Origin of the sequence: Paenibacillus sp. FSL R10-2748, from assembly GCF_038005565.1 — a bacterium.
Lineage (GTDB): Bacteria > Bacillota > Bacilli > Paenibacillales > Paenibacillaceae > Paenibacillus > Paenibacillus polymyxa_B.
Genome location: NZ_JBBOTK010000003.1, coordinates 245,324 through 267,093 on the forward strand (window position 1 = coordinate 245,324; position 21,770 = coordinate 267,093).

17 protein-coding genes are annotated in these 21,770 nt (G+C 44.7%); 7 read left to right on the forward strand and 10 right to left on the reverse strand.

The features are described 5' to 3' along the window. Positions 1 to 68 precede the first annotated feature (68 nt). Positions 69 to 1,025, forward strand: a complete 957-nt coding sequence (locus NSS66_RS11055; RefSeq protein ID WP_076264566.1) for a polysaccharide deacetylase family protein — start codon at positions 69 to 71, stop codon at positions 1,023 to 1,025. A gap of 77 nt (positions 1,026 to 1,102) precedes the next feature. Here the strand turns inward: NSS66_RS11055 and NSS66_RS11060 are convergent, their stop codons facing one another. The 3 genes from NSS66_RS11060 to NSS66_RS11070 form a co-directional block, all read right to left on the reverse strand. Next, the gene (locus tag NSS66_RS11060; RefSeq protein ID WP_023990952.1) at positions 1,103 to 2,230 is read right to left on the reverse strand and encodes a glycoside hydrolase family 88/105 protein; all 1,128 of its coding nucleotides are present in this window, start codon (positions 2,228 to 2,230) and stop codon (positions 1,103 to 1,105) included. Between the two features lie 49 nt (positions 2,231 to 2,279). Then, the gene (locus NSS66_RS11065) at positions 2,280 to 3,812 is read right to left on the reverse strand and encodes an MFS transporter (protein ID WP_028540860.1); all 1,533 of its coding nucleotides are present in this window, start codon (positions 3,810 to 3,812) and stop codon (positions 2,280 to 2,282) included. 112 nt (positions 3,813 to 3,924) lie between these two features. Then, positions 3,925 to 5,277: a right-handed parallel beta-helix repeat-containing protein gene (locus tag NSS66_RS11070; protein ID WP_076295202.1), complete on the reverse strand. Its 1,353-nt coding sequence runs from the start codon at positions 5,275 to 5,277 to the stop codon at positions 3,925 to 3,927. Positions 5,278 to 5,608: 331 nt separating this feature from the next. Between NSS66_RS11070 and lepB the strand changes: the two genes are divergently transcribed. Continuing rightward, the gene (gene lepB, locus NSS66_RS11075) at positions 5,609 to 6,229 is read left to right on the forward strand and encodes a signal peptidase I (RefSeq protein ID WP_068939127.1); all 621 of its coding nucleotides are present in this window, start codon (positions 5,609 to 5,611) and stop codon (positions 6,227 to 6,229) included. A 61-nt stretch (positions 6,230 to 6,290) separates the two neighbouring features. Here the strand turns inward: lepB and NSS66_RS11080 are convergent, their stop codons facing one another. Continuing rightward, positions 6,291 to 7,493, reverse strand: coding sequence for a GTP-binding protein (locus NSS66_RS11080; RefSeq protein WP_279833306.1), 1,203 nt, complete (start codon positions 7,491 to 7,493; stop codon positions 6,291 to 6,293). Positions 7,494 to 7,819: 326 nt separating this feature from the next. Between NSS66_RS11080 and NSS66_RS11085 the strand changes: the two genes are divergently transcribed. Beyond that, complete coding sequence (locus NSS66_RS11085; protein WP_028540856.1) at positions 7,820 to 9,508, forward strand: methyl-accepting chemotaxis protein; 1,689 nt, start codon at positions 7,820 to 7,822, stop codon at positions 9,506 to 9,508. Positions 9,509 to 9,609: 101 nt separating this feature from the next. Here the strand turns inward: NSS66_RS11085 and NSS66_RS11090 are convergent, their stop codons facing one another. Then, a complete protein-coding gene (locus NSS66_RS11090) occupies positions 9,610 to 10,440 on the reverse strand; it encodes a carbohydrate ABC transporter permease (protein WP_013312583.1) in 831 nt (276 codons plus the stop codon). Continuing rightward, on the reverse strand, positions 10,440 to 11,336 hold the full coding sequence (locus NSS66_RS11095) for a carbohydrate ABC transporter permease (protein WP_013312582.1): 897 nt from the start codon (positions 11,334 to 11,336) through the stop codon (positions 10,440 to 10,442). The genes NSS66_RS11090 and NSS66_RS11095 overlap by 1 nt, the downstream gene beginning before the upstream one ends. A 122-nt stretch (positions 11,337 to 11,458) precedes the next feature. Between NSS66_RS11095 and NSS66_RS11100 the strand changes: the two genes are divergently transcribed. The 4 genes from NSS66_RS11100 to NSS66_RS11115 all read left to right on the forward strand — a co-directional run bounded on the left by NSS66_RS11100 (position 11,459) and on the right by NSS66_RS11115 (position 17,715). Further along, the gene (locus tag NSS66_RS11100; protein ID WP_340959094.1) at positions 11,459 to 13,318 is read left to right on the forward strand and encodes a cache domain-containing sensor histidine kinase; all 1,860 of its coding nucleotides are present in this window, start codon (positions 11,459 to 11,461) and stop codon (positions 13,316 to 13,318) included. After that, positions 13,311 to 14,957 (forward strand): response regulator transcription factor, encoded by a 1,647-nt coding sequence (locus tag NSS66_RS11105; protein ID WP_264454395.1) that lies wholly within the window; start codon positions 13,311 to 13,313, stop codon positions 14,955 to 14,957. The genes NSS66_RS11100 and NSS66_RS11105 overlap by 8 nt, the downstream gene beginning before the upstream one ends. A 106-nt stretch (positions 14,958 to 15,063) precedes the next feature. Next, the gene (locus NSS66_RS11110; protein ID WP_028540854.1) at positions 15,064 to 16,368 is read left to right on the forward strand and encodes an ABC transporter substrate-binding protein; all 1,305 of its coding nucleotides are present in this window, start codon (positions 15,064 to 15,066) and stop codon (positions 16,366 to 16,368) included. Between the two features lie 318 nt (positions 16,369 to 16,686). Further along, a complete protein-coding gene (locus NSS66_RS11115; protein ID WP_023990946.1) occupies positions 16,687 to 17,715 on the forward strand; it encodes an NADH:flavin oxidoreductase/NADH oxidase in 1,029 nt (342 codons plus the stop codon). Positions 17,716 to 17,861: 146 nt separating this feature from the next. Here the strand turns inward: NSS66_RS11115 and NSS66_RS11120 are convergent, their stop codons facing one another. From NSS66_RS11120 to papA (NSS66_RS11135), 4 genes are all read right to left on the reverse strand, one after another. Continuing rightward, complete coding sequence (locus NSS66_RS11120; RefSeq protein ID WP_340958942.1) at positions 17,862 to 19,589, reverse strand: ABC transporter ATP-binding protein; 1,728 nt, start codon at positions 19,587 to 19,589, stop codon at positions 17,862 to 17,864. Between the two features lie 116 nt (positions 19,590 to 19,705). Further along, a complete protein-coding gene (gene papB / locus NSS66_RS11125) occupies positions 19,706 to 21,109 on the reverse strand; it encodes a PapB family radical SAM/SPASM ranthipeptide maturase (RefSeq protein WP_103744485.1) in 1,404 nt (467 codons plus the stop codon). A 92-nt stretch (positions 21,110 to 21,201) separates the two neighbouring features. Continuing rightward, positions 21,202 to 21,351: a freyrasin family ranthipeptide gene (gene papA / locus NSS66_RS11130; RefSeq protein WP_181016525.1), complete on the reverse strand. Its 150-nt coding sequence runs from the start codon at positions 21,349 to 21,351 to the stop codon at positions 21,202 to 21,204. 36 nt (positions 21,352 to 21,387) lie between these two features. Continuing rightward, on the reverse strand, positions 21,388 to 21,537 hold the full coding sequence (gene papA / locus NSS66_RS11135; protein WP_181016524.1) for a freyrasin family ranthipeptide: 150 nt from the start codon (positions 21,535 to 21,537) through the stop codon (positions 21,388 to 21,390). Between the last annotated feature and the right edge of the window lie 233 nt (positions 21,538 to 21,770).

Consider the following 21,770-nt stretch of genomic DNA (forward strand, 5'->3'; position numbering starts at 1 on the left):
ATTCTAAGGTGTGTACATCAACCCTGATCCGGTGGTTTTTCTTATTTTAGTGGGAGGTACATAAGCTAATGGAAAAGGGCTATTCACATAGTAGGACAAGAGAACACCGCTTGAAGAGGAACAGAAAAAGACTAATTTTACTTGCTATTATATTATTTGTGGCAGGCTGTATTACTTTCATTGCGATAAAGGTCTCAGATAACAAAACGCATGCGCCAACACAGGAGCTTGCTAAAAAAACAGATTCCGTATCCAAGGACTCATCAAATGGTAAAGTAAATGCGGGGGCAAATGGTAAAGCAGTCTCTCCAAAAAGCGACCCCGAAGTAGAAGATGGTGCCTTTGTCGAAAAATATTTAAAACAGCAAATGCTAGGGCAGATGCCCGATGGAGCCGATGGTAAAAAAGTGGCCTACTTATCCTTTGATGATGGTCCATCCGTGACGGTAACACCTAAAATATTAGACATTCTGAAAAAACAGAAGGTCAAGGCAACCTTTTTTATCGTAGGAAAAGAAGCCGATGAAAATGAACATACCAGGAACATTATCAAAAGAATTGTTAAAGAAGGTCATGCGATAGGAAACCACACGTACTCTCATAATTATAAGTATTTATATCCTAACAAGCGGGTAAGCACGGACCATGTTATGCAGGATATTGAGAGGAACAATAAGGTGTTAAAAAGTATTCTGGGGCCAGAGTTCACCACAAGAATGATCCGGTTTCCGGGGGGCCACATGACATGGAATAGCAGAGATCCACAGGGGATGGCTGCTTTGGATAAAGTTTTACATCAAAAGGACTATCATCAGGTAGATTGGAATGTATTAACGAAGGATGCAGAGGGGAAATCCAAGAAGGCACCGGCACTAATCAACCAGTTTATAAGGTCAGTCAAAGGTCGTGAAAAAGCAATCATACTCATGCATGACACCTATGGTAAAGAAGAAACCGCAAAAGCGTTGCCTCAAATTATAGAATTCCTAAAGAAACAGGGATATGAGTTTAAGGTTATGAAGTAGGATATGTTTATATGTAAGAAAAGGACGGGGCTGATGGCCACCGTCCTTTTTGCAATTAAGGTTTATACTTCGCGTGTTTAGATGCGTTCTGCTTCACCCATCGCCTGAATGAAAGCTCCGATACCTTTGGGATCGTTGGTTATAATCGGCTCGCTGATATAGTAAGCGAAGGTACCATCCCGACGATCTTTACCACCCAAACCGCTTACTTGCACCGTTTTGTTCAGATTCACGAGTCCTTCTTCAGTAATCGTGATAAATTCATCGATAATTCCCTTACGGATAATTTCTGCCTCTTGACGATATTGCTCTGGCAGATAGCCTTTGCGAACGCCCTTGGCAATAGCATAGAGAATCATGCAGGAAGCAGAGGCTTCCAGATAGTTGCCTTTCACATGGCCCAGGTTGAGCACTTGATAAAAGACTCCACTTTCTTTATCACGCACTTTCAGCAGGGCTTCCAGTGTTTCCGTCAGCATATCAATCAGGACGGGACGGTCTGCATGATCCTCTGGAATATAGTCCAGCACGTCAACGAGTGCCATAACGAACCAACCCATCGAGCGTCCCCAGAAATTTTTGGAGCAGCCTGTTTCCGGGTTGCACCAATGCTGCTCACCTTTCTCATCCCAGGCATGGTAGAGCAGGCCTGTTTTAGGATCACGTGTATGTTCATAGCAGAGCTTGAATTGCAGGGTCACATCGTCAAACTCTGACGGATCTCCGAATTCACGGATAAATTCAGCGTAGAACGGGGCACCCATGTACAAGCCGTCGAGCCAAATTTGATACGGATAAATTTGCTTATGCCAGAATGCGCCTTCGCTTGTGCGCGGGTGTTTTTCCAGCTGACTGCGTAATTGGTAGGCAGCCTTCTTATATCGTTCATCTCCTGTAGCACGATACAGAGAGAAGAGCAGTTTGCCGTTATTCACATGGTCAATATTGTACTCATCTACTTTATAGCGCTGAATAACGCCATTTTCGTCAACAAAATGATCCATATGTTTCTTTATATATTCCATATACTTGGGATCGCCTGTCAGTTCGCCAACCCATTCCAGACCTCTGTAAATGACGCCGTGGTCATATTCCCATTTTTCGTAAAATTCTGGACTCCGTTGTAGAACGGAATCGCTCATACGTACTGCCCAAGAATCTGTTTTTGTAGGACTGGTTGTTGGTTGTGATGTTGGATTTGCCATGATACAGTCACCTCTTTAGTAAATGTTTAATCTGTATTTGTTATTGTTATTACATAGACGGAGTGTGTGTTTTAGGGTCAACAGGTTTGTTCTTAAAGCCCACATTATTGTTGCCCCAGCACCGATCGTAATGGAAACCTGTCAGTTCCTCGAATACCTTTCGTGCTTCCGGTTTGGCTGATTTCATGGAGCCACCGTTTTTGAGGCGGTCAATTTCGGCGATCAGCTTCTTGTGGCTGTCAATATCCAGCTTCATCACGACAGAAGCAATCATACCGATGATCGCGAGAACGATGGTACCGACCACGAGTACATAAAAGATGGCGTGCTGAGCAGCGACTGGCTGACTATCAGCCCCGGATACAAAGCCAAAATGCTGTAACACCCAGCCGAGAATGAAGACGACAACGGCCCGCACCATTTTTCCGGCAAAAGTCATCATACCTGCATAAATACCTTCCCGGCGACGACCAGTCAACGCTTCATCCACATCGGCAAGGAACGTGTATTGATTCCAAGGGATGTAGTAGACGCCCCCTGTACCAAGTCCCATGAACAGTGTGATGACATATAGCCATACCATCGTATTAGAGGCTCCCGTTATATAGAGCAGGCCATAGCCTGCTACGCTGAAGCAAACGACAACGAGTGCGGCGATAAAAGGCATACGGAACCCTTTACGCACACAGAATTGGATGAAGAAATAGGTAGAAATCAATTGAATGACAGAGTTAAAGCTGTTCAAATTGGATACCATCTCCGAGCTTTGGAACAAGGAGAAGACAATAAAGTACGTAAAAGCAGAAGTAAACAGCCACTCAGCTGAAAAGCCGCCCAGGTACATCCCGAGATGATGACGGAACGTCTTGACTCGGAAGGTAGAGGAAATGTCGACAAACAACTTTTTCATCGAATCTATAAAGGAAAGCGGAGCTTCACCTTCCAGTTCCTTTTGCAGTTCCTCACTTGGACGTTCCCAGGAGTTTTTATACAAGAATGCCATCGCAATCAGCAGAATAGCTGCAAAAACGAGACCGGTATAAAAGAAAGGCAATGGAGAGTCTTTGCCATACTCGGCAATAAAGCGACCAGGGATAAAAGCGGCAGCGAAATTGGCAATTTTGCCAAACATGGCCTTCCATCCAGTCAATCTGGAGCGTGCGCCGAAGTCCCGGGTCATCTCCGACGCTAGTGCTTCATACGGCACCATGACAGAGGTATACACCAGTTCAAACAGCACATACGTACTCAGGTAATACCAGAAGCCCAACCCATCTACCCAAAGCATCGGATACACGAGCATCAGCGGGATACCCATCATGATGAAAAAGCGACGTCTGCCGAATTTACGGCCCAAGCGGGTCCGGTGAAAGTTATCGCTGATAAAGCCCATGACCGGATTGCTGATCGCATCTATGATGCTGGCAACAGAGAAAATGGCCGCGGCCTGAACGGGAGACAGTCCGCAAAAGGTTGTATAAAAGTACATTAACCACGCACCGCTAATAGCAAGTGCGCCACTTCCCAGCATGTTACCGCTTCCATAGGCGAGTGTATGTTTCAGTGTGATTCTTCGTTCCATGATCTGTTCACCTCATATTTTGTCTGGTTATGAGGACAATCACCGGTCGCTATATTATGCAGAATTGTCTAAGTTGGTAGATGGGCCAGGGCGTCCTGATTAGGCGGGGCTTTTAACGTGCCCCTATATTTTTTCCGCTCGGAGTACCCGAGCCGATCAGATCGCTTCCTTTGGCCAGCTTAAGGAAATCACCTAGCTGGATGGAACCGTCTGCACTTCGAGTGATAGAAGGCGTGAGACTAACAAAGTCGTCTGCACTGACTACCAGACCTTTGGCATTTGTCGATTTTTTGTTTTTCCACCAAACGCTAGAGTTGTCTTGATCTGTACCGCTTGTTTTGTCACTAGCGCTTCCCTCAAAGGAAAGATTGTTTATGAACACGTGATCACCCTTGTCAAAAGCAAAATTACTTTGTCCATTGTCCCACGAAGTATTATTGGTCAACGTAATGCTGCCGGGGTTGCTATTGTAGGTGAAGCCGTGTTTTTTGTTCTGGAAAGCAATGCTGTTTTTCACAATATGGTTGACTTTGATTTTGTCTCCACCCAGCTTAAATCCGTTGCCGTCGCTGTTCGCGGTAGACGTTCCATCTGAGGTCTGCCCGTTGTGGTGGGCCACACTGTTCAAAATGGTTACTTCGCCGATGGGACCCGTTTCGGTTTTGCTATACAAATCCCAGCCATCGTCTACGTTGTACGCAGCCAAGCAGTTATCAAACACATTGCCTGATCCTACAGTTAATTTAGCCGCGAAGCCATCGGCATCCTCACCATTATCGGGATCAGCGTTATCGTGAGAGTAAGAATTCAAAATCAAATTGTTCGAAGGCCACTCACTAGTGGAAGCGTTAGGCGAGTAACGTCCAAGCTGGAGTCCAGTATCCCGGTTGTGGTGGGTTTCCACGTTTTCGATTCGGTTATTGCTGCCGCCGATATAGATACCATTATCTCCGGCACCCTTTACTTCAAGGCCCTTTACTAGCCAAAAGTCTCCGTTAAGCTGAAGTCCACGATTGGCTGAACCAAAGGCTTGAGCAGAGAAATCAAGTACCGGCTTTTCACTACCGTAAGCGACCAACCCTTTGAGTGAGCCGTTATTGCCGCTGTTTTCACGCTGAATTGTAATCGTTGAGGAGTAAGTGTAGTTACCACCGCGCAGATAAATAGTTTTACCAGGAGCAATTTGTGTAAGTGCTGCTTCGAGCGTGGTAGGACTGGATATTGTACCCGGATTGGACACGTTACCATTTGGCGACACATACAAATCTCCTGCCGCTAACGTTGTGGAGACAGCTGTTGCGTCGGTTGTACTAACTGCCTCTTCTGTGAGTGCAGAAGAAGGGATGTCGTTGGATGACGTATCTGCGTAAGCGGTTCCAATAAGACAAGAAGAAGCGAAAACAAAAGAAACACCGAGCCTTAGAGCGTTAAATCCGTTTTTTGGACGATCATTTCGTTTAAACATGTAATTTCCTCCTTATTTGAGCTCATATTTTAAAAGAAGATAGCATCTATAAAAGTGACTCATGCTGTCTTTCCACTAAAAACAGGACACCTCCTGGGGGGACAGATTGATCTACCATTAGTCCAAAACGCTCTAAGAAGTATATGCACAGTGTAATATATGTTAACGTTTGCATCAACAGTTTTTTACTGTTTTTTTGATATTGTGAAAAAAAGTTCACACTTTTGTTTCAACTAAAAATGCAATTTTGCTAGACTGGGAAAATTTGATTATACTTAAACATTATACATATAATAGGAATGAAAACTGTGAGAAAGGGTGGGTTTAGTGCATGGAGAGTGGAAATCATTTGACGGATTCAACTGTCGAACAATTGCAGGAAAAGCAGCCACGAGTGAAAAATGAGATGATCGATTGGCTTAAGGCCATTATTGTAGCCATTGTGCTCGTGTTCATTATACGTTGGCTATTATTTGCGCCATTTATTGTTGAGGGAGCGTCCATGGAACCGAATTTCAAGACAGATGAACGAGTGGTCGTGAACAAGGTGATTTACGATTTTCGTGATCCTAAACCGAGTGAGGTTGTTGTATTCCATGTGAGAAAGGAACAAAAAGACTTTATTAAGCGTGTTATTGGAGTAGCTGGAGATACGATTCAGTATCAAGGAGATCATCTTTATGTGAACGGTAAGAAAGTAGAGGAGTCATACATTCAGGGAGCTATTCAGGATGCGCACGCCAAGGGAGAACTATATAACAATGTCGATTTTCCAAATGGAACCATAACCGATTCCAAGGTACCTGAGGGTTATATTTTTGTGATGGGCGACCACCGCAATAATAGTAGGGATAGTCGTGCTATTGGTTTTGTTTCTATTAAAGATATCGTTGGCCGTGCGGATGTGATTTTTTGGCCGGTGGATAGCTCGCAATGGGTTAAGCATAAATAATATAAGAGCGCCTAAGAGGGGGGGGATTCCTCACTTAAGGCGCTTTTATTTTATAACCTCATTATATTTTTTTCGTAAACGGGTCAGGCAGCTTGCGCCAATCCTGCTCCATTTCTTCAGGGGTCAGCAGTGTCTCATCCAGGGTGCGCTCGATTTCTTCCCGGTTCATATCGATACCAATAAATACGAGTTTGGTCACCCGGTCACCATACTTTTCGTCCCAGTCAGGTGTCTTTTCGAAATCTTCGCCAAGATAGTATTGGCGTTCTTCTTCAGTCAAGGCAGATACCCACAGTCCTGCGCGTGCGAATTGTTTGGAGCTACCCGCCTGACTGAATGTAAAAGCAGTGCGGTTCTGCGTGGCGAGCCACACCAATCCCTTGGAACGTACAACCTCAGCAGGCCATTGAGCCAGCCATTTCAACAAACGTTCAGGATGAAATGGGATTTTGCGCTTGTACACAAACGAAGCAATGCCATATTCTTCTGTCTCCGGTACGTGCTCTTCTTTGTTCATTTCCTGTATCCAGCCTGCCGCCTGACTAGCTGTTTCAAAATTGAAGCGATGCGTGTTCAAAATCTCTTTTGGGTCCACCTTACCGTACTCGGAACGGATGATTTTGGCGTTTGGTTGAATGCCGCGTAACGCTTTTTCCAGTCGTTCCAGCTCTTCTGGGGATACCAGATCGCATTTATTAATGATCAGCACATCACAAAATTCCACCTGTTCTATGAGCAGATCAACGATGCCGCGTGCATCCTCTTCTGCCACTTCCTGTCCGCGATCCCTGAGGGAGTCCCTAGAGTAGAAGTCTTTCCAAAATTCCGGTGCATTCACGACGGTGACCATAGTATCCAGTCGGGTCAGCTTGGTCAAATCAATTCCATTTTCCTCATCTACATAACTGAAGGTCTGTGCTACCGGAATGGGCTCACCTATACCCGTGGACTCGATAAGAATATAGTCAAACCTTTTGTCGAGTGCCAGTCGTTCTACCTCTTTTAATAAATCTTCCCGCAGGGTACAGCAGATGCAACCGTTGGACATTTCCACCAGCTTCTCATCCACACGAGATAATCCTCCACCGTCACGAACGAGATCAGCATCAATGTTTACCTCACTCATATCATTGACAATGACGGCTACCCGCAAGCCTTCCCGGTTATTCAGCACATGGTTCAGCAGTGTGGTTTTGCCGGAGCCGAGGTACCCGCTTAGTACCGTGACCGGTATTTTCTTTTCCAATTCCATAGCGTTTGCCAACGTAATCACTCTTCCCTTCGAAAGTATCATGAAATGTCGAATGTGCTGTAGTGGTATCATGCGAGATAGGAAAGCAGACGTGCTTTCTTTGTCTTTCTTTAATCGTAATAATTACGAATAGTAAAATTAGTAAATCATTATTAAGAGGAATTGTCAAGGAAGGTAAGGTCACCTGATAAGAACTGTATTAATTTTCAAATCGATAAATAATTAAAATTTTAGGTAATTTGTACGATAAAATAAGTATCCATGATGGAACAGATTCGGCTTAAGTTGTATAGAGTTGTGACGGCATGGCGTCAGATTAGAGAGGACGTATCCAATACATGCGGACAATAGGAATAGGCACAAAAATTAGTGGTATGGTGATCGGCATTTTGATAGTGTTGTCTGTCGTGATCGCTTATGTGGCTACTAGCCGAATGCAGGAGGGTATTGAGGCTTTTGCTACCGAAAAGGCTAAAAATGACTTGAATATGGCAACCCGCCTAGTGGACTACAAGTATAGCGGGGCATGGCAGATCAAGGACGGGCAATTATATAAGGGGAGCCAACGGATTAACAATAATGAGGAAATCGTCGATGAAATTGGCGAGGCAACAGGCGATACAGTGACTTTCTTTCAAGGGGAGCAACGGGTAGCGACGAATGTCATGCTGGAGGGCAAACGAGCTGTAGGCACGAAAGTATCGGAGAAGGTGGCTACCGTTGTCTTAAAGCAGGGTCAGCCCTATTATGGTCAAGCGGTAGTAGTTGGCAAAACGTATCAAGCTGCGTACACACCCATCCGCAGTGCGGACGGTGCTGTGATTGGCATTCTGTATGTAGGTGCATCGCAATCGATCATTGACGGGATCATTAGCGGGTTTATCCGCCAGTTTATGATTGTAATTGTAATTGCTATTGCGGTGTCGCTAGCCGTGATTCTCTGGTACATGAGCAGGGTAAACCGCAGGCTGGGCCGTGTAGGCCAAGCGCTCGCCAAGGCAGGTCAGGGAGATTTTACTTCTGTCCTGCTTGACCGGAGTGGAGATGAGCTTGGGCGGCTGAGTGTCAACTATAATGAAATGCGAGAAAATTTGAGCATTTTGATTTCCGAGGGCATGCATGCTTGTGGAGCGGTAGCCGATTCAACGGGGCGGCTTGCTGTCATTGCTGAAGCATCGACCAGGCAGGCCAATAGGATTGCAGACACCATACGGCAGGTTGCAGACGGAGCCGGAGCGCAGACCCGAAGCGTGTTGGAAAATCAGACGGCGATGGAAGAGATGGCTCAGGGCATTCAGAATGTCGCGGAAAATGCTTCTGAGATTGCGGAAGCTGCTATCTACTCCAAGCAGCAGGCGGAGGCAGGAGCGGAAACGGCGCGCCTCACGGTGGAACAGATGGGGGAGCTGCATTCGTCCATCCAGCATACGGAGGCTCTGATTCAAGCGCTTCACCGTCAATCAGGTGAAATTACCGGAATCATGCAGGTTATTCAGGAAATATCTGAACAGACGGGACTGCTGGCGCTGAATGCCTCTATTGAAGCTGCTCGCGCAGGTGAGCAGGGACGAGGATTCGAGGTTGTAGCATCCGAGGTGCGGAAGCTAGCAGATCAATCGGGAATAGCCTCCCGCCAAGTGGCGCAGCTTATCCAAAACATTGATGGAGATGTACAGCGCTCGGCAGAAGCGATTGGACATGTGGTAACGCATGTGGACAGCGGGCTGCGGATGATGAACGAGACACATGACAGCTTCGAACATATCGTAGAAAGAAGCACTCACATTGCGGAACGGATCGAAAGCATGGCAGCAACCGCAGAACAAATGTCAGCAGGTGTGCAGGAAGTTACCGCTTCTGCTACTGAAATTATTGTCATCGCCCGCAGGACGAGCGGCGGCTCACAGGAAGTATCGGTTGCAGCCTCTGACCAGATGGAAGAGATTAACCGTCTAAATACCTGCTCTGCTGACCTACAGCTTGCTATGGAAGAGATGCTGAAAGCGCTAGGCCAGTTTAAGGCTTAATGAATACTGTACAGAAGTCATGATGGATATCACGAAGACAAGAGGACTTGCGCGAACAACACGCAAGTCCTCTTTTTTGTATCTGGCTTCGCATCCTTGACTCAGCCTTTGACGGCTCCAGCGACGACGCCTTTGACAATGTATTTTTGCAGAAAAATAAATACGATGATCGAAGGCAGAACAGCCATTACCATTGCGGTCATGGCGTATTGCCAGTCTGACGTATACTGTCCGACAAAGGTGTAGGCGGCCAGCGTCAGCGTTTTGGTGCTGGGTGAGCCATTGACCATGAGTAACGGAAGCAGAAAATCGTTCCAAATCCACATCACGTCGATAATGACAATGGTGGCGGTGACTGATTTCAGCAAGGGGAAAATCACGGAAAAGAAAAGCCGGAAGCCCGAGGCTCCATCGATTTTGGCGCTTTCGTCAATCTCAGCCGGAATACCTTTCACGAAGCCGTGATAGATAAACACTGCCAGCGGTGCGCCGAAGCCCCAATACAGCAAGCCAAGTCCCCAAGTGCTGTCTGCCAGATTTAAGTCTTTCGCCAGTCGCAAGACAGTGAGCATGATGGACTGAAACGGGATCAGCATCGGCATAATGCACAGCATGTAAATCACGGAGCTCCATTTGCTTTTGGTTCTTGCCAGCTTGTAGGCCGCGATGGAAGATATCAGCACGATACCTGCCAGGCCGACGACGGTAATAATGGTGTTATTGAGAAATAGGCGTGGATAGTCGATGAATTTCCATACATATACGTAATTATCCAGCGAAAGCTGCTTGGGCAGCGCAATGACGTCGGTCATGACCTCAGCGAAGCTTTTGAACGAATTGTTAATGGCGAGAAACAGCGGGTACAAAAATAACAGTGATAATACAATCATGCCCGCTTCTAGCAAAATACGTCCCGTACGGCTGCGTTGCATCAGGCTTCAACCTCCCTGCGTTTGAAAATAGACAATTGAATAATCGTAATGATCAGGACTGCAACGAATAAAATCAATGCTTTGGCTGTTCCGTAGCCATACAGATTGTTCTGGAATGTGTCCCGGTAAATATCATACGCAATGCTGTATGTCGTACCTCCCGGTCCACCGCCGGTCAGAGATAAAATGACGTCAAACACTTTGATCGAGTTGGTCAGTGCCATGAAGACTGAGATCGTAATGGAAGGTGCGAGCATCGGTAGAATAATACTGAAAAATCTCCGAATCGGCCCCGCGCCATCGACAATGGCAGCTTCTTTTAGATCCTCTGGCACAGATTGTAAGCCTGCAATGTAAATGACCATGTAAAAGCCAATGGATTGCCAGATCGATACTGCCAAAATGGAAACAAACGCGAGCCCTTCCTCACCCAGCCAGCTCAGCTGGAAGATACCCCAGCCTGTACTGTGTCCCAGTGACTCAAAGCCTTGCATGAAGATGAATTTCCATATAAAGCCGACAATCACGAGACTGAGGATATACGGGATAAAGAAGGCCGCCCGCAGCCAAGCCGAGCTTTTCAGCTTCATATCGAGAACGAGCGCCAGCAAAATGGCTAGCACATTCACCAATACAATGTACAGGATGGCATACTTGACGGTAAACCAGGCTGCATGTGCAAAATTGGCGTCCCCAAGCAGGATTTGCTTGAAGTTATCCAAACCTACAAATTTCGGATGTTTGGATATGCCGTTCCACTTGGTCAGGGAATAGCGTATCGTCATCAAAAACGGAATATAAAATGCAATCGTAATGCACAAGATTACGGGCAGTGTGAATAAACCGAATTCCAGTTTACTACCCTTGTCGCCCCAGGTTCCCCTTTTTTTCAGCATAACGCACCTCTTTTTCTCAACATTTTCCGCTCTTTCGCTCCAAGCTGTTTAAGATATAATGAAAGTATAGGATAGCCCCTAGGGCAGGACCAATGGATTTAAGAAAACAGTTGAGGGTAAAAATGTGTACGCTTTCAAAAGGGGCGGTTATCATGATGTCAGAGCGCGTAGGAACGATTCTTCGCTCCATGTGGAGGAGGATCACGCAAAAATTAGTGAACAAACTCATTCTTCTTTTTACCTCGGTGATTATTCTGGTGGTGGGCTCACTTACAATTATTTCCTATCAGATGATTGAAAAGGAGTCGGTTAACCATAGCATCGCCAGCACGACCAATAATCTGCTGCTGGTCAATCAGAATTTGGAGGATTACTTGGAGGGAATGCAGCAGTTGGCTCTTCCACAGCTACGTTATAACGATATCATGAACGCGATTGCCAATGAGAACCGGGACTATGCTTCGCGAATGGTCATTGAAGATTACTTGCGCAGCATGTTTTATTCACGTAATGATCTGGAAGCGATCTATCTGTACGTGGCGGACCGACATCAATACTATGTGGTTACCAGGGAGACGTACAACATTACGGTGCGCAAAGGAATAAACACGGATATTCCCAAGCTTCCTTGGTATAAAGAGGCGATGGCTAGTACCACGAACGAATCATTTCAATCCTTTGTAGGGTCCCGTTCTGATATGGGCTATGTGGCGCCACAAGCCAGCTTTATGGCATACCATCGAGTGCTGAGGTCGATTGCATCCCGTCACCCGCAGGCGGTGCTGTCCTTTTATTACAATACGAGCGCCGTGGATGAAATCATGCAGAACATCCCACTGGGCAAAGGGGACCAATTGATGCTAATGAGCCCTAAAGGGGTTCCCTTTTATGTGAATAGCTCTCCGCTATATGAGCGGATGCGTGATTCCGGAGTGTTGGCACAGATCGGCAAGGGAGGAAGCGGGCGAGTAACGTGGTCAGATAGCAGTGGCAATCAGGAGTATTTGGTCGTCTATGATGCTGGTGAAAAAGATGGGTGGCAGCTCATCAAGCCCATCCCATACCGCCAGATTTATGAAGCAGCTACGACAACACGGAATTGGAGCTATGCCATCGGGGCTTTATTTTTAGGTGTGTCTATTATATTAGTGACACTGACCTCGAACGCCATTACCCGACCTTTACATAAGCTGTCCACCCAGATGAAGCGGTTTAGCACCGGAGATTTTGGAGCAACAGCTCCTGTGAAGGGACATGACGAGATTGCATATTTGTCGCTGCATTTTAACGAAATGGTCCAAAGAACCGAAGAACTTATTAATGAGCGCTATCGCATGAAGCTGGTCGAAAAGAACGCCATACTCAAGGCGTTGGAGGCTGAAATTAATCCTCATTTTCTGTACAATGCCCTGCAAGCCATATCCACACAGGCATTAAAGCGGGAGATGTTCGACATGGCGGATATGGTGGATGCATTGGCCCAAACGTTGCGGTATTCCATCAACGGCAAGGATATCGTAGTTGCCCGCGAAGAGCTCAAGCACATTGAACGGTATATAGGTCTGCAAAAAGCAAGGTTCGGGGCGAGACTGCGGGTCGAAGTGGTATGGGAGGAAACGCTGATGGAGCTGCCGATCCCGAGATTATCTGTGCAGACGTTGGTGGAAAACGCTATCAAGCATGCGTTGGAAAAAGTATCAAGCGATATTCTGATCGCCATTTCAGCCGAATCGAGTTCTACTAATGCCACAATTGCAGTCAGGGACAACGGACCTGGAATTTCAGAGGACAAGCTGAGAATGGTGCTGGATTCATTCCATGAAAAATGGGAAGAACGGGAGAGCGAGCATATTGGTTTGAAAAATCTGAACACACGGCTGAAGCTTTTGTACGGAGATCAGGCAGGATTATTCATACTTACGGATGAAACGGGAACGGAAATGAGAATGCAAATTCCCCGGGGAGGAAGTAGTCATGTATAACGTATTGATTATTGACGATGAAGAGCCGTTGCGCGAAGCCATTCGTATTATCGGGGACTGGGACCGTCTGGGCATCGAACATATTTATGAGGCGACGAATGGAAGGTTGGGACTGGAGCTGTTGGGTCAGCACCATATAGATGTGGTGATGGTCGATATGAAAATGCCTGAGCTGAACGGTATCGAATTTCTTCGTGCGATCGAAAAGGCATATCCCCATCTGCTGACGATTGTCATTAGCGGCTACAACGACTTTGAATTTACACGGCAGGCGATACAATCCCGGGTGGTGGACTATCTGCTCAAACCTATCAATCGTCAGGATCTGAACCAGGCACTGCGCAAAGCAGTGGACATTCTGGAAAGCCGAGAGCAAAGCAAAAACAAGTTCATTAGCCAGAACATTACGCTGAATATGTCACTGCCGAAGCTGAAAGAGAAGCTATATTTGTCCATTTTGGACGGTAGCTTTAAAAGGCAGGCCAATACGGCGTTGCTCCCATTGATCGGAGCGGATCAGAAGGGGAATCGCTTTGGGGTGATCGTGCTGCGGCTGCTGAACAGGGATGAGATTCGCAGGACGCGTTTTCATGGCGATGCCGATCTGATGGATTTTGCCGTGACCAATGTGTTAGCTCAGACGTCAGATGAACGGTTGAGTTGTTTTAGCTTCTCCCATCCGCGACGGGAGCGTGAGGTCGTTTCGATCTGTACCCTGGCCCCAGGACAAGAAGAACATATGGCCTTACTATTGGCACAAGTGACACAGAAGGCGGTGGCCAACCTGCATGGGCTGTTCAGCATGGTGGTAGTTGCCGGATTGGGTAAGCTCTGCACAGATGTATTGGAGCTAGCGTCTGCTTATATGGATGCCAAGACGCTCATTCACAGCACGGATGTGTTAAAGCTGGAAGGGGAATCCATTCTTCATACAGTGCCACGGCAAATGGGTACGTTAGAGGAAATGTCATGGACGGAGCGACTGTTGTCGATCCAAAAGGATGCTCAGACAGGTCAGGCGAACCGGGCAAAGGTACTGCTGGGCGATCTGCTGAAACAATTGGCATCAGGCCCTATTTTCCGTTTACAGGATGCGGATCGAATGATGAAGGAGTTCCATTTTTTACTGAGAGAAGCTGCGATTGAGTTGGGTGCGTCTACGTCAGCGTTGAATCAAGATGGAGCTTTGGAAGATCTGGAGCAAGTGGGGGAAAGCGATTTGTCTGCTGATTTTACGAGCTTTGTCCACTACGGTCAGAGATTGAATCGGATGCTGGAGCTTTACATTGCTGGGGTCCAACATGCTCAAGCGGGGAACCAGCCCTTTGACATAACGGACATCAAAAGGCACATCGACCGTTATTATTTTGAGGATATCAAAATTTCGTTTTTTGCCGAAACCTATTTTTTGAGTCGGGAATACCTGATGAAGCTGTTCAAGCAGCAGTTTGGTTACGGTATTCACGAATATGTGCAGAAGGTTAGAATGGACAAGGCGAAGGAGCTGCTGGGTGATTCTAGCCTGAAAATACAGGAAATCTCGGATATGCTTGGCTACAAAGATAAAAATTATTTCAGTAAGGCTTTTCGTAATTATTATCAGGTGTCACCGTCTGAGTATCGGGTGAGCCTGCAATAAACCACTTTTTTACCCTTAACGCTTCACTAATCTGCCTTTTTAAATTGGAGTATATTTTTTAGAATGAGCGCATGGACGTTGATCACAAACAAATGGGGGAGTATCCATGTTAAAGAAGATGATGGCGTTATCCGGCAGTTTGCTTTTGACGGTCGGTTTGTTGAGCGGATGTGGAAGCAGCGGCGGCACGGATGCGTCGAAAGAAAGTGCTGGCGGCAAAGAAGATTTGAAAACGGTTACAATAAATATGTTCACAGCCTCACCGGAGTATACCGATGCTTTTAACGCGTATATCGAGGAGTATAAGAAGGTCAAACCTAACGTGAAGATCAATCTGGAGATCATGCAGGCAGACTACAACACGATTCTGAAGTCGAAAATAGCCTCAGGTAGTACACCGGATGTATTCCAAACGACGGCAGGAGGCGACATTGACACGTATGCGGATTATAGCGCTGATCTGACCAATGAGCCACTGGCAGCAGCCATGACGGATGCGGTTCGAGCGAATATGAGCTCCAGTGACGGCAAAGTGCTGGGATTCCCGGTGAAGGGGAACCTGTTTACGCTGATTTACAATAAGGATTTGCTTACCAAGGCTGGGGTAACCTCCCCGCCGAAGACGATTGCAGAAATGCAGGATGCGGTCACCAAGCTAGAGGCGAAGGGCATTACTCCATTTGCCAATGCATATAAAGAGTGGTGGGTATGGAAGCATATCTTCCAACACTATGTAGATGCTGCTGCGCAGGATGCGGGCGTGGAACCGAAGCAACTCGTTAGCGATTTTATCGCAGGCAAAGCAAAAATCAAGGACTACCCAGTGCTGTACAACAACTTCTTTAACTTCATTGATTTGACGGTGAAACATGGCACAGATAAGCCGCTGGAACGGGACAGCAATGCGGAAGTAAGTGATTTTGCATCCGGAAAAGCTGCGTTTATGACGGGTAAAGGTGCGTGGGATGAGGAAGCAATCAAGAAAATTAATCCTGATCTTAAAATTGGCATCATGGGATATCCGGTGAGTGACAAAGCTGATCAATCGGTCATCATTACCGGTGCAGATCAGGCGCTGCGTATCAACAAGGATTCCGAAGTATCGAAGGAAACGATAGAATTTTTCAACTGGCTGTACACTTCGGAATACGGCAAGAACTGGTTCTCCCAGGTAGCGAAGGTGATTCCTCCAATTAAGGATGCACCGCTTCCTGATCTGGAAATGCCTAAGGAAATGGAAAGCATCTTGAAAACGTCGAAGTCCGGTGATCTGTCTGTTAACTACTCGCTGGATACGTTCCACCAAAAATTTGGCGAGCTGATGCAAGCATATATCAGCGGTAACATGAATAAGGATCAGGCGGTTGCAGAGATTGAGAAGGCATGGGTGCAATTAGGTTCAGCACAATAAGATTGGTTCCGCAGAGGCGTCCGTAAGGGCGTCTTTTTGTGTTATAGCTAGGAGGCCGAGAGGGCGTAGACAAAAAAATATTTAATAATATTTAAATATTTACTTGCAAAAAGTTATTGAGTTGTGGATAATAGATTGTGTGCAATATATCTACAACATACGACATACATAATGACTGCAAGTTGCAAATGTGAGAGATCCCCCGTTGGAGGGAATCTCTTTATTCCGTTTGGACTATGCCGATCATGTTTATAATAGACCGTGTAATTTGGAACGCATTTTCATTGATGTGGTAAAGGTAAAAAGGAGATGAACGTTTTGACGAACTCGTTGTTTACACCGTATACACTGAAAGATTTGGAATTAAAGAATCGTGTGGTGATGCCCCCGATGTGCCAATACTCGGTGACAGCCAAGGACGGGATTCCGAATGATTGGCATCATGTTCATTACCTGAGTCGGGCTATTGGAGGTACGGGCCTGATTATTATAGAAATGACAGACGTGGAACCAGATGGACGGATTACAGATTATGATCTGGGTCTTTGGTCAGACGAGCATGTCCCAGCTTATAAGAAGCTGGTTGATGGCATTCATGCGCACGGGTCCAAGGTAGGCATCCAGATTGCTCACGCGGGCCGTAAAGCTGAGGATGCAGCTGAGCCAGTTGCTCCTTCGGCCATTGCATACCCGGATGCGAATTATAAACAGCCGCGTGCACTGACCACGGAGGAAGTCCGTGGAATGGTGCAAAAATTCGCAGACGCTGCCCGGCGTGCGGTTCAAGCGGGCGTGGATACGATTGAACTTCACGGGGCACATGGTTACTTGATTCACCAATTCCATTCGCCAGTTACAAACAAGCGGGACGACGAGTACGGTAAGGATTTATCCCGTTTCGGTGTTGAAGTCATTCAGGCTGTACGCAAGGAAATGCCTGCGGGTATGCCGTTAATCTTACGCATCAGCGCGGTGGAATACGTAGATGGTGGGTACGATGTGGATCATGCCATTGAGCTGAGCCGTGCATATCAGGCGGCAGGCGTAGACGTGATCCATGTTAGCTCGGGCGGGGAAGGCCCTGCTGGCGTCAGAAAGCCGGGCAACTATCCGGGCTATCAAGTGCCGTTCGCACGCCAAATTCGCGAGGCACTGAACATCCCGGTGATCGCTGTAGGCGCACTGGATGACCCAGCCTTGGCGCAGTTTGTTATCGGCAACGAGGATGCCGATCTGGTCGCTGTGGGACGCGGATTGCTGCGCGATCCATATTGGGCGATTCATGCAGCAGTGACGCTGCGCGGCGAGGAGCCTTCCATACCTGAACAATATCAACGTGGCTACTGAGGCCTAAGTAATCCCACGTTGTTTATATATAAACAAGGCACCTGCAACGAAGTGTACGCTTCGTCAGGTGCCTGTTTTGTTGTTCAGGATTGCCTTCCCTGTATTCCTACTCACAGGTGACGAAACTCAGTGTCTATACAGAGCAGTTAGTAGGATGGCTCCTGTACTTCATTTTGTAGAAAATCTTTTTGTTTCATATAAGAGTTAGAATAAATACTGCTATACGACATTAGATCAGCATGGCTGCCCTGTTCTATAATTTGACCATTTTGAACAACTAATATATGGTCCGCATGAATGACTGTTTGGAATTTATGAGCGATAATGATGATAGTTCGTTTACCTTTAAGCTCATTTAAAAGATGCAAAATTAGTGATTCAGTTTCAGCGTCAAGTGCAGAGGTCAGCTCATCAAAAATTAGCACGGGTGCATTATGAAGCAATGCCCTTGCTATAGCCAGACGTTGTTTCTGGCCTACCGATAGGTCGTATTTTCCAGAAGCGATATCAGTGTCATATTTTTCGGGAAGGGATGAGATATAGTCATGTAACCCCACCTTCTTTGAAATATTAACAACTTCATCTAAAGTAGCATTTTTATTGCCAAAAACAATGTTCTCGAATATGGTTCCTGTTGTTAATAATTCTTCTTGTGTGACTACCGCTATATTTTTATAGAAGTAATTTTTATTCAAATCATGTAATCTGTTATCCCCATAGTAGATCTCGCCCCTAGTCGGAATGACTTCCCCGGTTAGGAGCTTCACGATAGTCGTTTTACCAGATCCACTTTCTCCTACGATACCTAGCATTTGATTTTTTTTGATTTCAAACGAGATGTCATCAAGAACAGGAGTGAGATTGTTATAGGAAAAAGATACATTTTTTACGTGTATTCCATTTCCCATAAATCCCTCAATATTTGTGCCATTCCAAACATCATTTAAATTGAAAAAGTTAAGAATCCTTTCGCCTGAAGCTACTGCTGATTGCACACCTACGTTTAATTGTGATAAGCGTGATACCGGTTGTAGCAACTTGACTATATATGTACTGAAAGCAACCAGTGTACCTAAGGTAATCTCTCCATTAATTAGTAAAAAGCCTCCAATGACTAGTAAAAGCAAAGGGAAAAATCCGCTTAAAAAGTTACTGATTATACCTAGTAGCAGTTCTCGCGCAAAAAGTTTTTTCAAAATACGAACCAAAAGTATTTGTTCTCTGCAAAATAGGGCACTACTATATTTTTGACGGTTGAATCTGATTGAAGTCCATTTTTGTTTTAAACCTGATTGAAGGGTTTCTGTCATATTTTCATACTGTTTTTTGTAGGCAACATTTAATTGGTACACTTTCTTTTTGGAATTGTAGTATAAGAAAAAGTAAATAGGCATAAAGATCAGGGAGACCGTTGCCAGTTTCCAATTCATAAAATAGAGAACAACAACGGTTGCGACAATTGTCAGACAGTCCGTAAACATAGCTATAAACGCTTGATTTAGTAATCCAGTAAGAGCTTCGACATCATTATAGAGTAAGGCAATAACTTTTCCGGTAGGCTGATGGCCTCTTAGATTAAGATTTTGATGATAAATATCATTCCTCAATCGAAATTGTAATAAATTACGGATTCTAAAAATAATTGTATCTCTCAGTGCTCCTGTCAATCCTCCACCAATTAGTAGTAATAAAAAAAGGCCACCTAAATAGCTGATTTCTTTAGCTGAAAGTGTTTCTGTGTTATAGGAATCTATCAGCCGCTGCATTAAAATAGGTTGGTAGATCATGAACAATATATTTATGATAATGATACAAAGTACAGTAATTTGTAGTGCCAGTAAAGGCTTAATGTATTTTCTGATTAGTTGGAACATAAAATAGGCCCTCCATATTTAGGGATAAAGCCAGATAAGATAGAATCAGAGTAGCTAGATCGGCATTGTTAATAAATGATGTGAAGTCATAGAGGCACAATGCCGAGTAGTTATTACTAACCCAAAAGGATGCTTCTTTGTTCCTGGGTAAGTTGGAGGTATAAATTTATAGTAGCGTTAATGAAGTTCTTAGTTACTTTGCAGAGTTTACCGACAGGTTGATTGACATTTCCGTTCTCCGCGAAGTTCTCTTGATGGCATCCACCACCACAAAGATTTTTGGCCCAACACTTTGAACAGGTGGCTCTATTTCTTACTGTTGAATTCTCAATGAAACCATACTGTTTGCTCAATGGATCTTCATCAAATAGATTGCCAATAGAGCATTCATCCTCGCCTACAAAACGATGGCAAGGGAACAAATTTCCCCTAACATCAACAGCGGCCGCATTCGTACCCGCTCCACAAAAGTGGATTCTAGGACCGCCGGAATGAATTTTACTAAGCATGCCAAGGACATTGGACATTTTTTTGGCTGTAACATAGTCTTCACGTTCCAGTAACTCTCGGAATTGCTCTACGAGTTTAACCATTTCTTTCGATAAAGTATCGTAATGCTCGTCCGATAGGGAATAAAGTGCTGGAGATAAATATATTTTTCTGAACCCCAGTTTCACTAAATGATCAAAAGATTTAGAAAGGTCAAGCTCTGCAGGAGTTACTGTACCGCGCGCGCCTATTTTACGATCATTTCTCATTTCTTCTGTACGCTTCAAGAGTAAATCGTAGGATCCTTGTCCACCTTTAAAAAAACGATTGAAATTATGCGTTTTTTCATCACCATCTATGCTGGTCTGCACCGCAAAATGATGTTTGTAAAAAAAGTTTTTGATTTTAGGAGTGATAAGTGTACCATTCGTAGTTATTGAAAAAGAAAATTTCTTATTATGAATTTCGGATTGCTCATGAACATACTGCACTGTCTCTTGTATGAGAGGGAAATTTAACAAGGGTTCACCGCCGAAAAAAGTGATATTCAATTGCTCTATTTCACCCGATTGTTGGATCAGAAAGTCTACGGCAGATCTAGCAATCTCTGAAGTCATTTTCCCTTTTTGATTATATTCCCCTTCCTCCCCATAACAGTAAGTACATCTAAGGTTACATTCTTGCACCATAAATAAGGTCAGAGAGGATAATTTGAAGACTCTTTGCGAGTTATCAAGTATACCCATTTTTTCAACATCTGATATGTTAGTATCTGTGGCAATAATGTATGCTTCCTTCATATTTTGGATGGCTTCTCTTACTTGTGATAATTCATAACGCTTGGCTAAATCCCTAACAACGTGCTCCTCGTTTTTGCCTTTACTATGTAGAATATCGATAATTAATGAGTCAATCTCAAATATGGCATTCGTTACGACGTTATAAAAGAAGGTTTTTGAGTCGACTTCAAACAATTTATAAGGGTGAAAATGAATGATTTCATCTTTTTTATCCTGGATCAGATTAGCCATTTCAAAGACCTCACTTTTATTATTAAGATAATTTAAGAAGGGGGAAACGGGATTAAATAAAATTAATCCCGTTATTTAGATATAGATAAATACTAGGTATCACTAGAAATACAGAAATCCATTGCATCACATGAACGGCAGTAATCTTTGAGATCGCAATAATAGCAATCATCATTTTTAGGACATCCGTACGCAAGAATGGGTTCTTTAACACCAGAGATAACGTTGATTTGTTTCAGCATAATTTTCACCTCCTTTCATTTTGATGATACGAATTTCTAAGTATCGCTAATTACACAAAAATCAGATTGATCACACATTCCACAGTAGTCACGAGTATCATAAAAAGTACAATAATCGACTTCTCTACAACCATAAGAGCGAATTGGTTCTTTAATCCCAGCAATAACGTTAATTTGTTTTATCATATATTTTTACCTCTTTTCATTATGCTACACGGTGCATGGACATGTAAGGTATGTAGAAATCATACACCCAAAAAGGGAAAATATGTGTTACAAAATTTTGTATAATATTATTAATTTTTGTATTATTTCATTTGAGTTTATGAAACTTATATCACATCTTTTACTAGTTTTAAGATGTAAAATGAATTTTTTGTTATGTATGTAACTAACTATTGTATAATACTATAATTGTA

What these genes read in the sequence shown, in the direction of transcription:
- NSS66_RS11055 (WP_076264566.1), top strand. Translation starts at nt 69, where the DNA reads ATGGAAAAGGGCTATTCACATAGTAGGACAAGAGAACACCGCTTGAAG.
- NSS66_RS11065 (WP_028540860.1), bottom strand. Translation starts at nt 3,812, where the DNA reads ATGGAACGAAGAATCACACTGAAACATACACTCGCCTATGGAAGCGGT.
- papA (WP_181016524.1), bottom strand. Translation starts at nt 21,537, where the DNA reads ATGATAAAACAAATTAACGTTATTGCTGGGATTAAAGAACCAATTCGC.
- papB (WP_103744485.1), bottom strand. Translation starts at nt 21,109, where the DNA reads ATGGCTAATCTGATCCAGGATAAAAAAGATGAAATCATTCATTTTCAC.
- NSS66_RS11110 (WP_028540854.1), top strand. Translation starts at nt 15,064, where the DNA reads ATGTTAAAGAAGATGATGGCGTTATCCGGCAGTTTGCTTTTGACGGTC.
- NSS66_RS11105 (WP_264454395.1), top strand. Translation starts at nt 13,311, where the DNA reads ATGTATAACGTATTGATTATTGACGATGAAGAGCCGTTGCGCGAAGCC.
- NSS66_RS11085 (WP_028540856.1), top strand. Translation starts at nt 7,820, where the DNA reads ATGCGGACAATAGGAATAGGCACAAAAATTAGTGGTATGGTGATCGGC.
- NSS66_RS11100 (WP_340959094.1), top strand. Translation starts at nt 11,459, where the DNA reads ATGTGTACGCTTTCAAAAGGGGCGGTTATCATGATGTCAGAGCGCGTA.
- NSS66_RS11070 (WP_076295202.1), bottom strand. Translation starts at nt 5,277, where the DNA reads ATGTTTAAACGAAATGATCGTCCAAAAAACGGATTTAACGCTCTAAGG.
- NSS66_RS11090 (WP_013312583.1), bottom strand. Translation starts at nt 10,440, where the DNA reads ATGCAACGCAGCCGTACGGGACGTATTTTGCTAGAAGCGGGCATGATT.
- NSS66_RS11060 (WP_023990952.1), bottom strand. Translation starts at nt 2,230, where the DNA reads ATGGCAAATCCAACATCACAACCAACAACCAGTCCTACAAAAACAGAT.
- lepB (WP_068939127.1), top strand. Translation starts at nt 5,609, where the DNA reads ATGGAGAGTGGAAATCATTTGACGGATTCAACTGTCGAACAATTGCAG.
- NSS66_RS11095 (WP_013312582.1), bottom strand. Translation starts at nt 11,336, where the DNA reads ATGCTGAAAAAAAGGGGAACCTGGGGCGACAAGGGTAGTAAACTGGAA.
- NSS66_RS11120 (WP_340958942.1), bottom strand. Translation starts at nt 19,589, where the DNA reads ATGTTCCAACTAATCAGAAAATACATTAAGCCTTTACTGGCACTACAA.
- papA (WP_181016525.1), bottom strand. Translation starts at nt 21,351, where the DNA reads ATGCTGAAACAAATCAACGTTATCTCTGGTGTTAAAGAACCCATTCTT.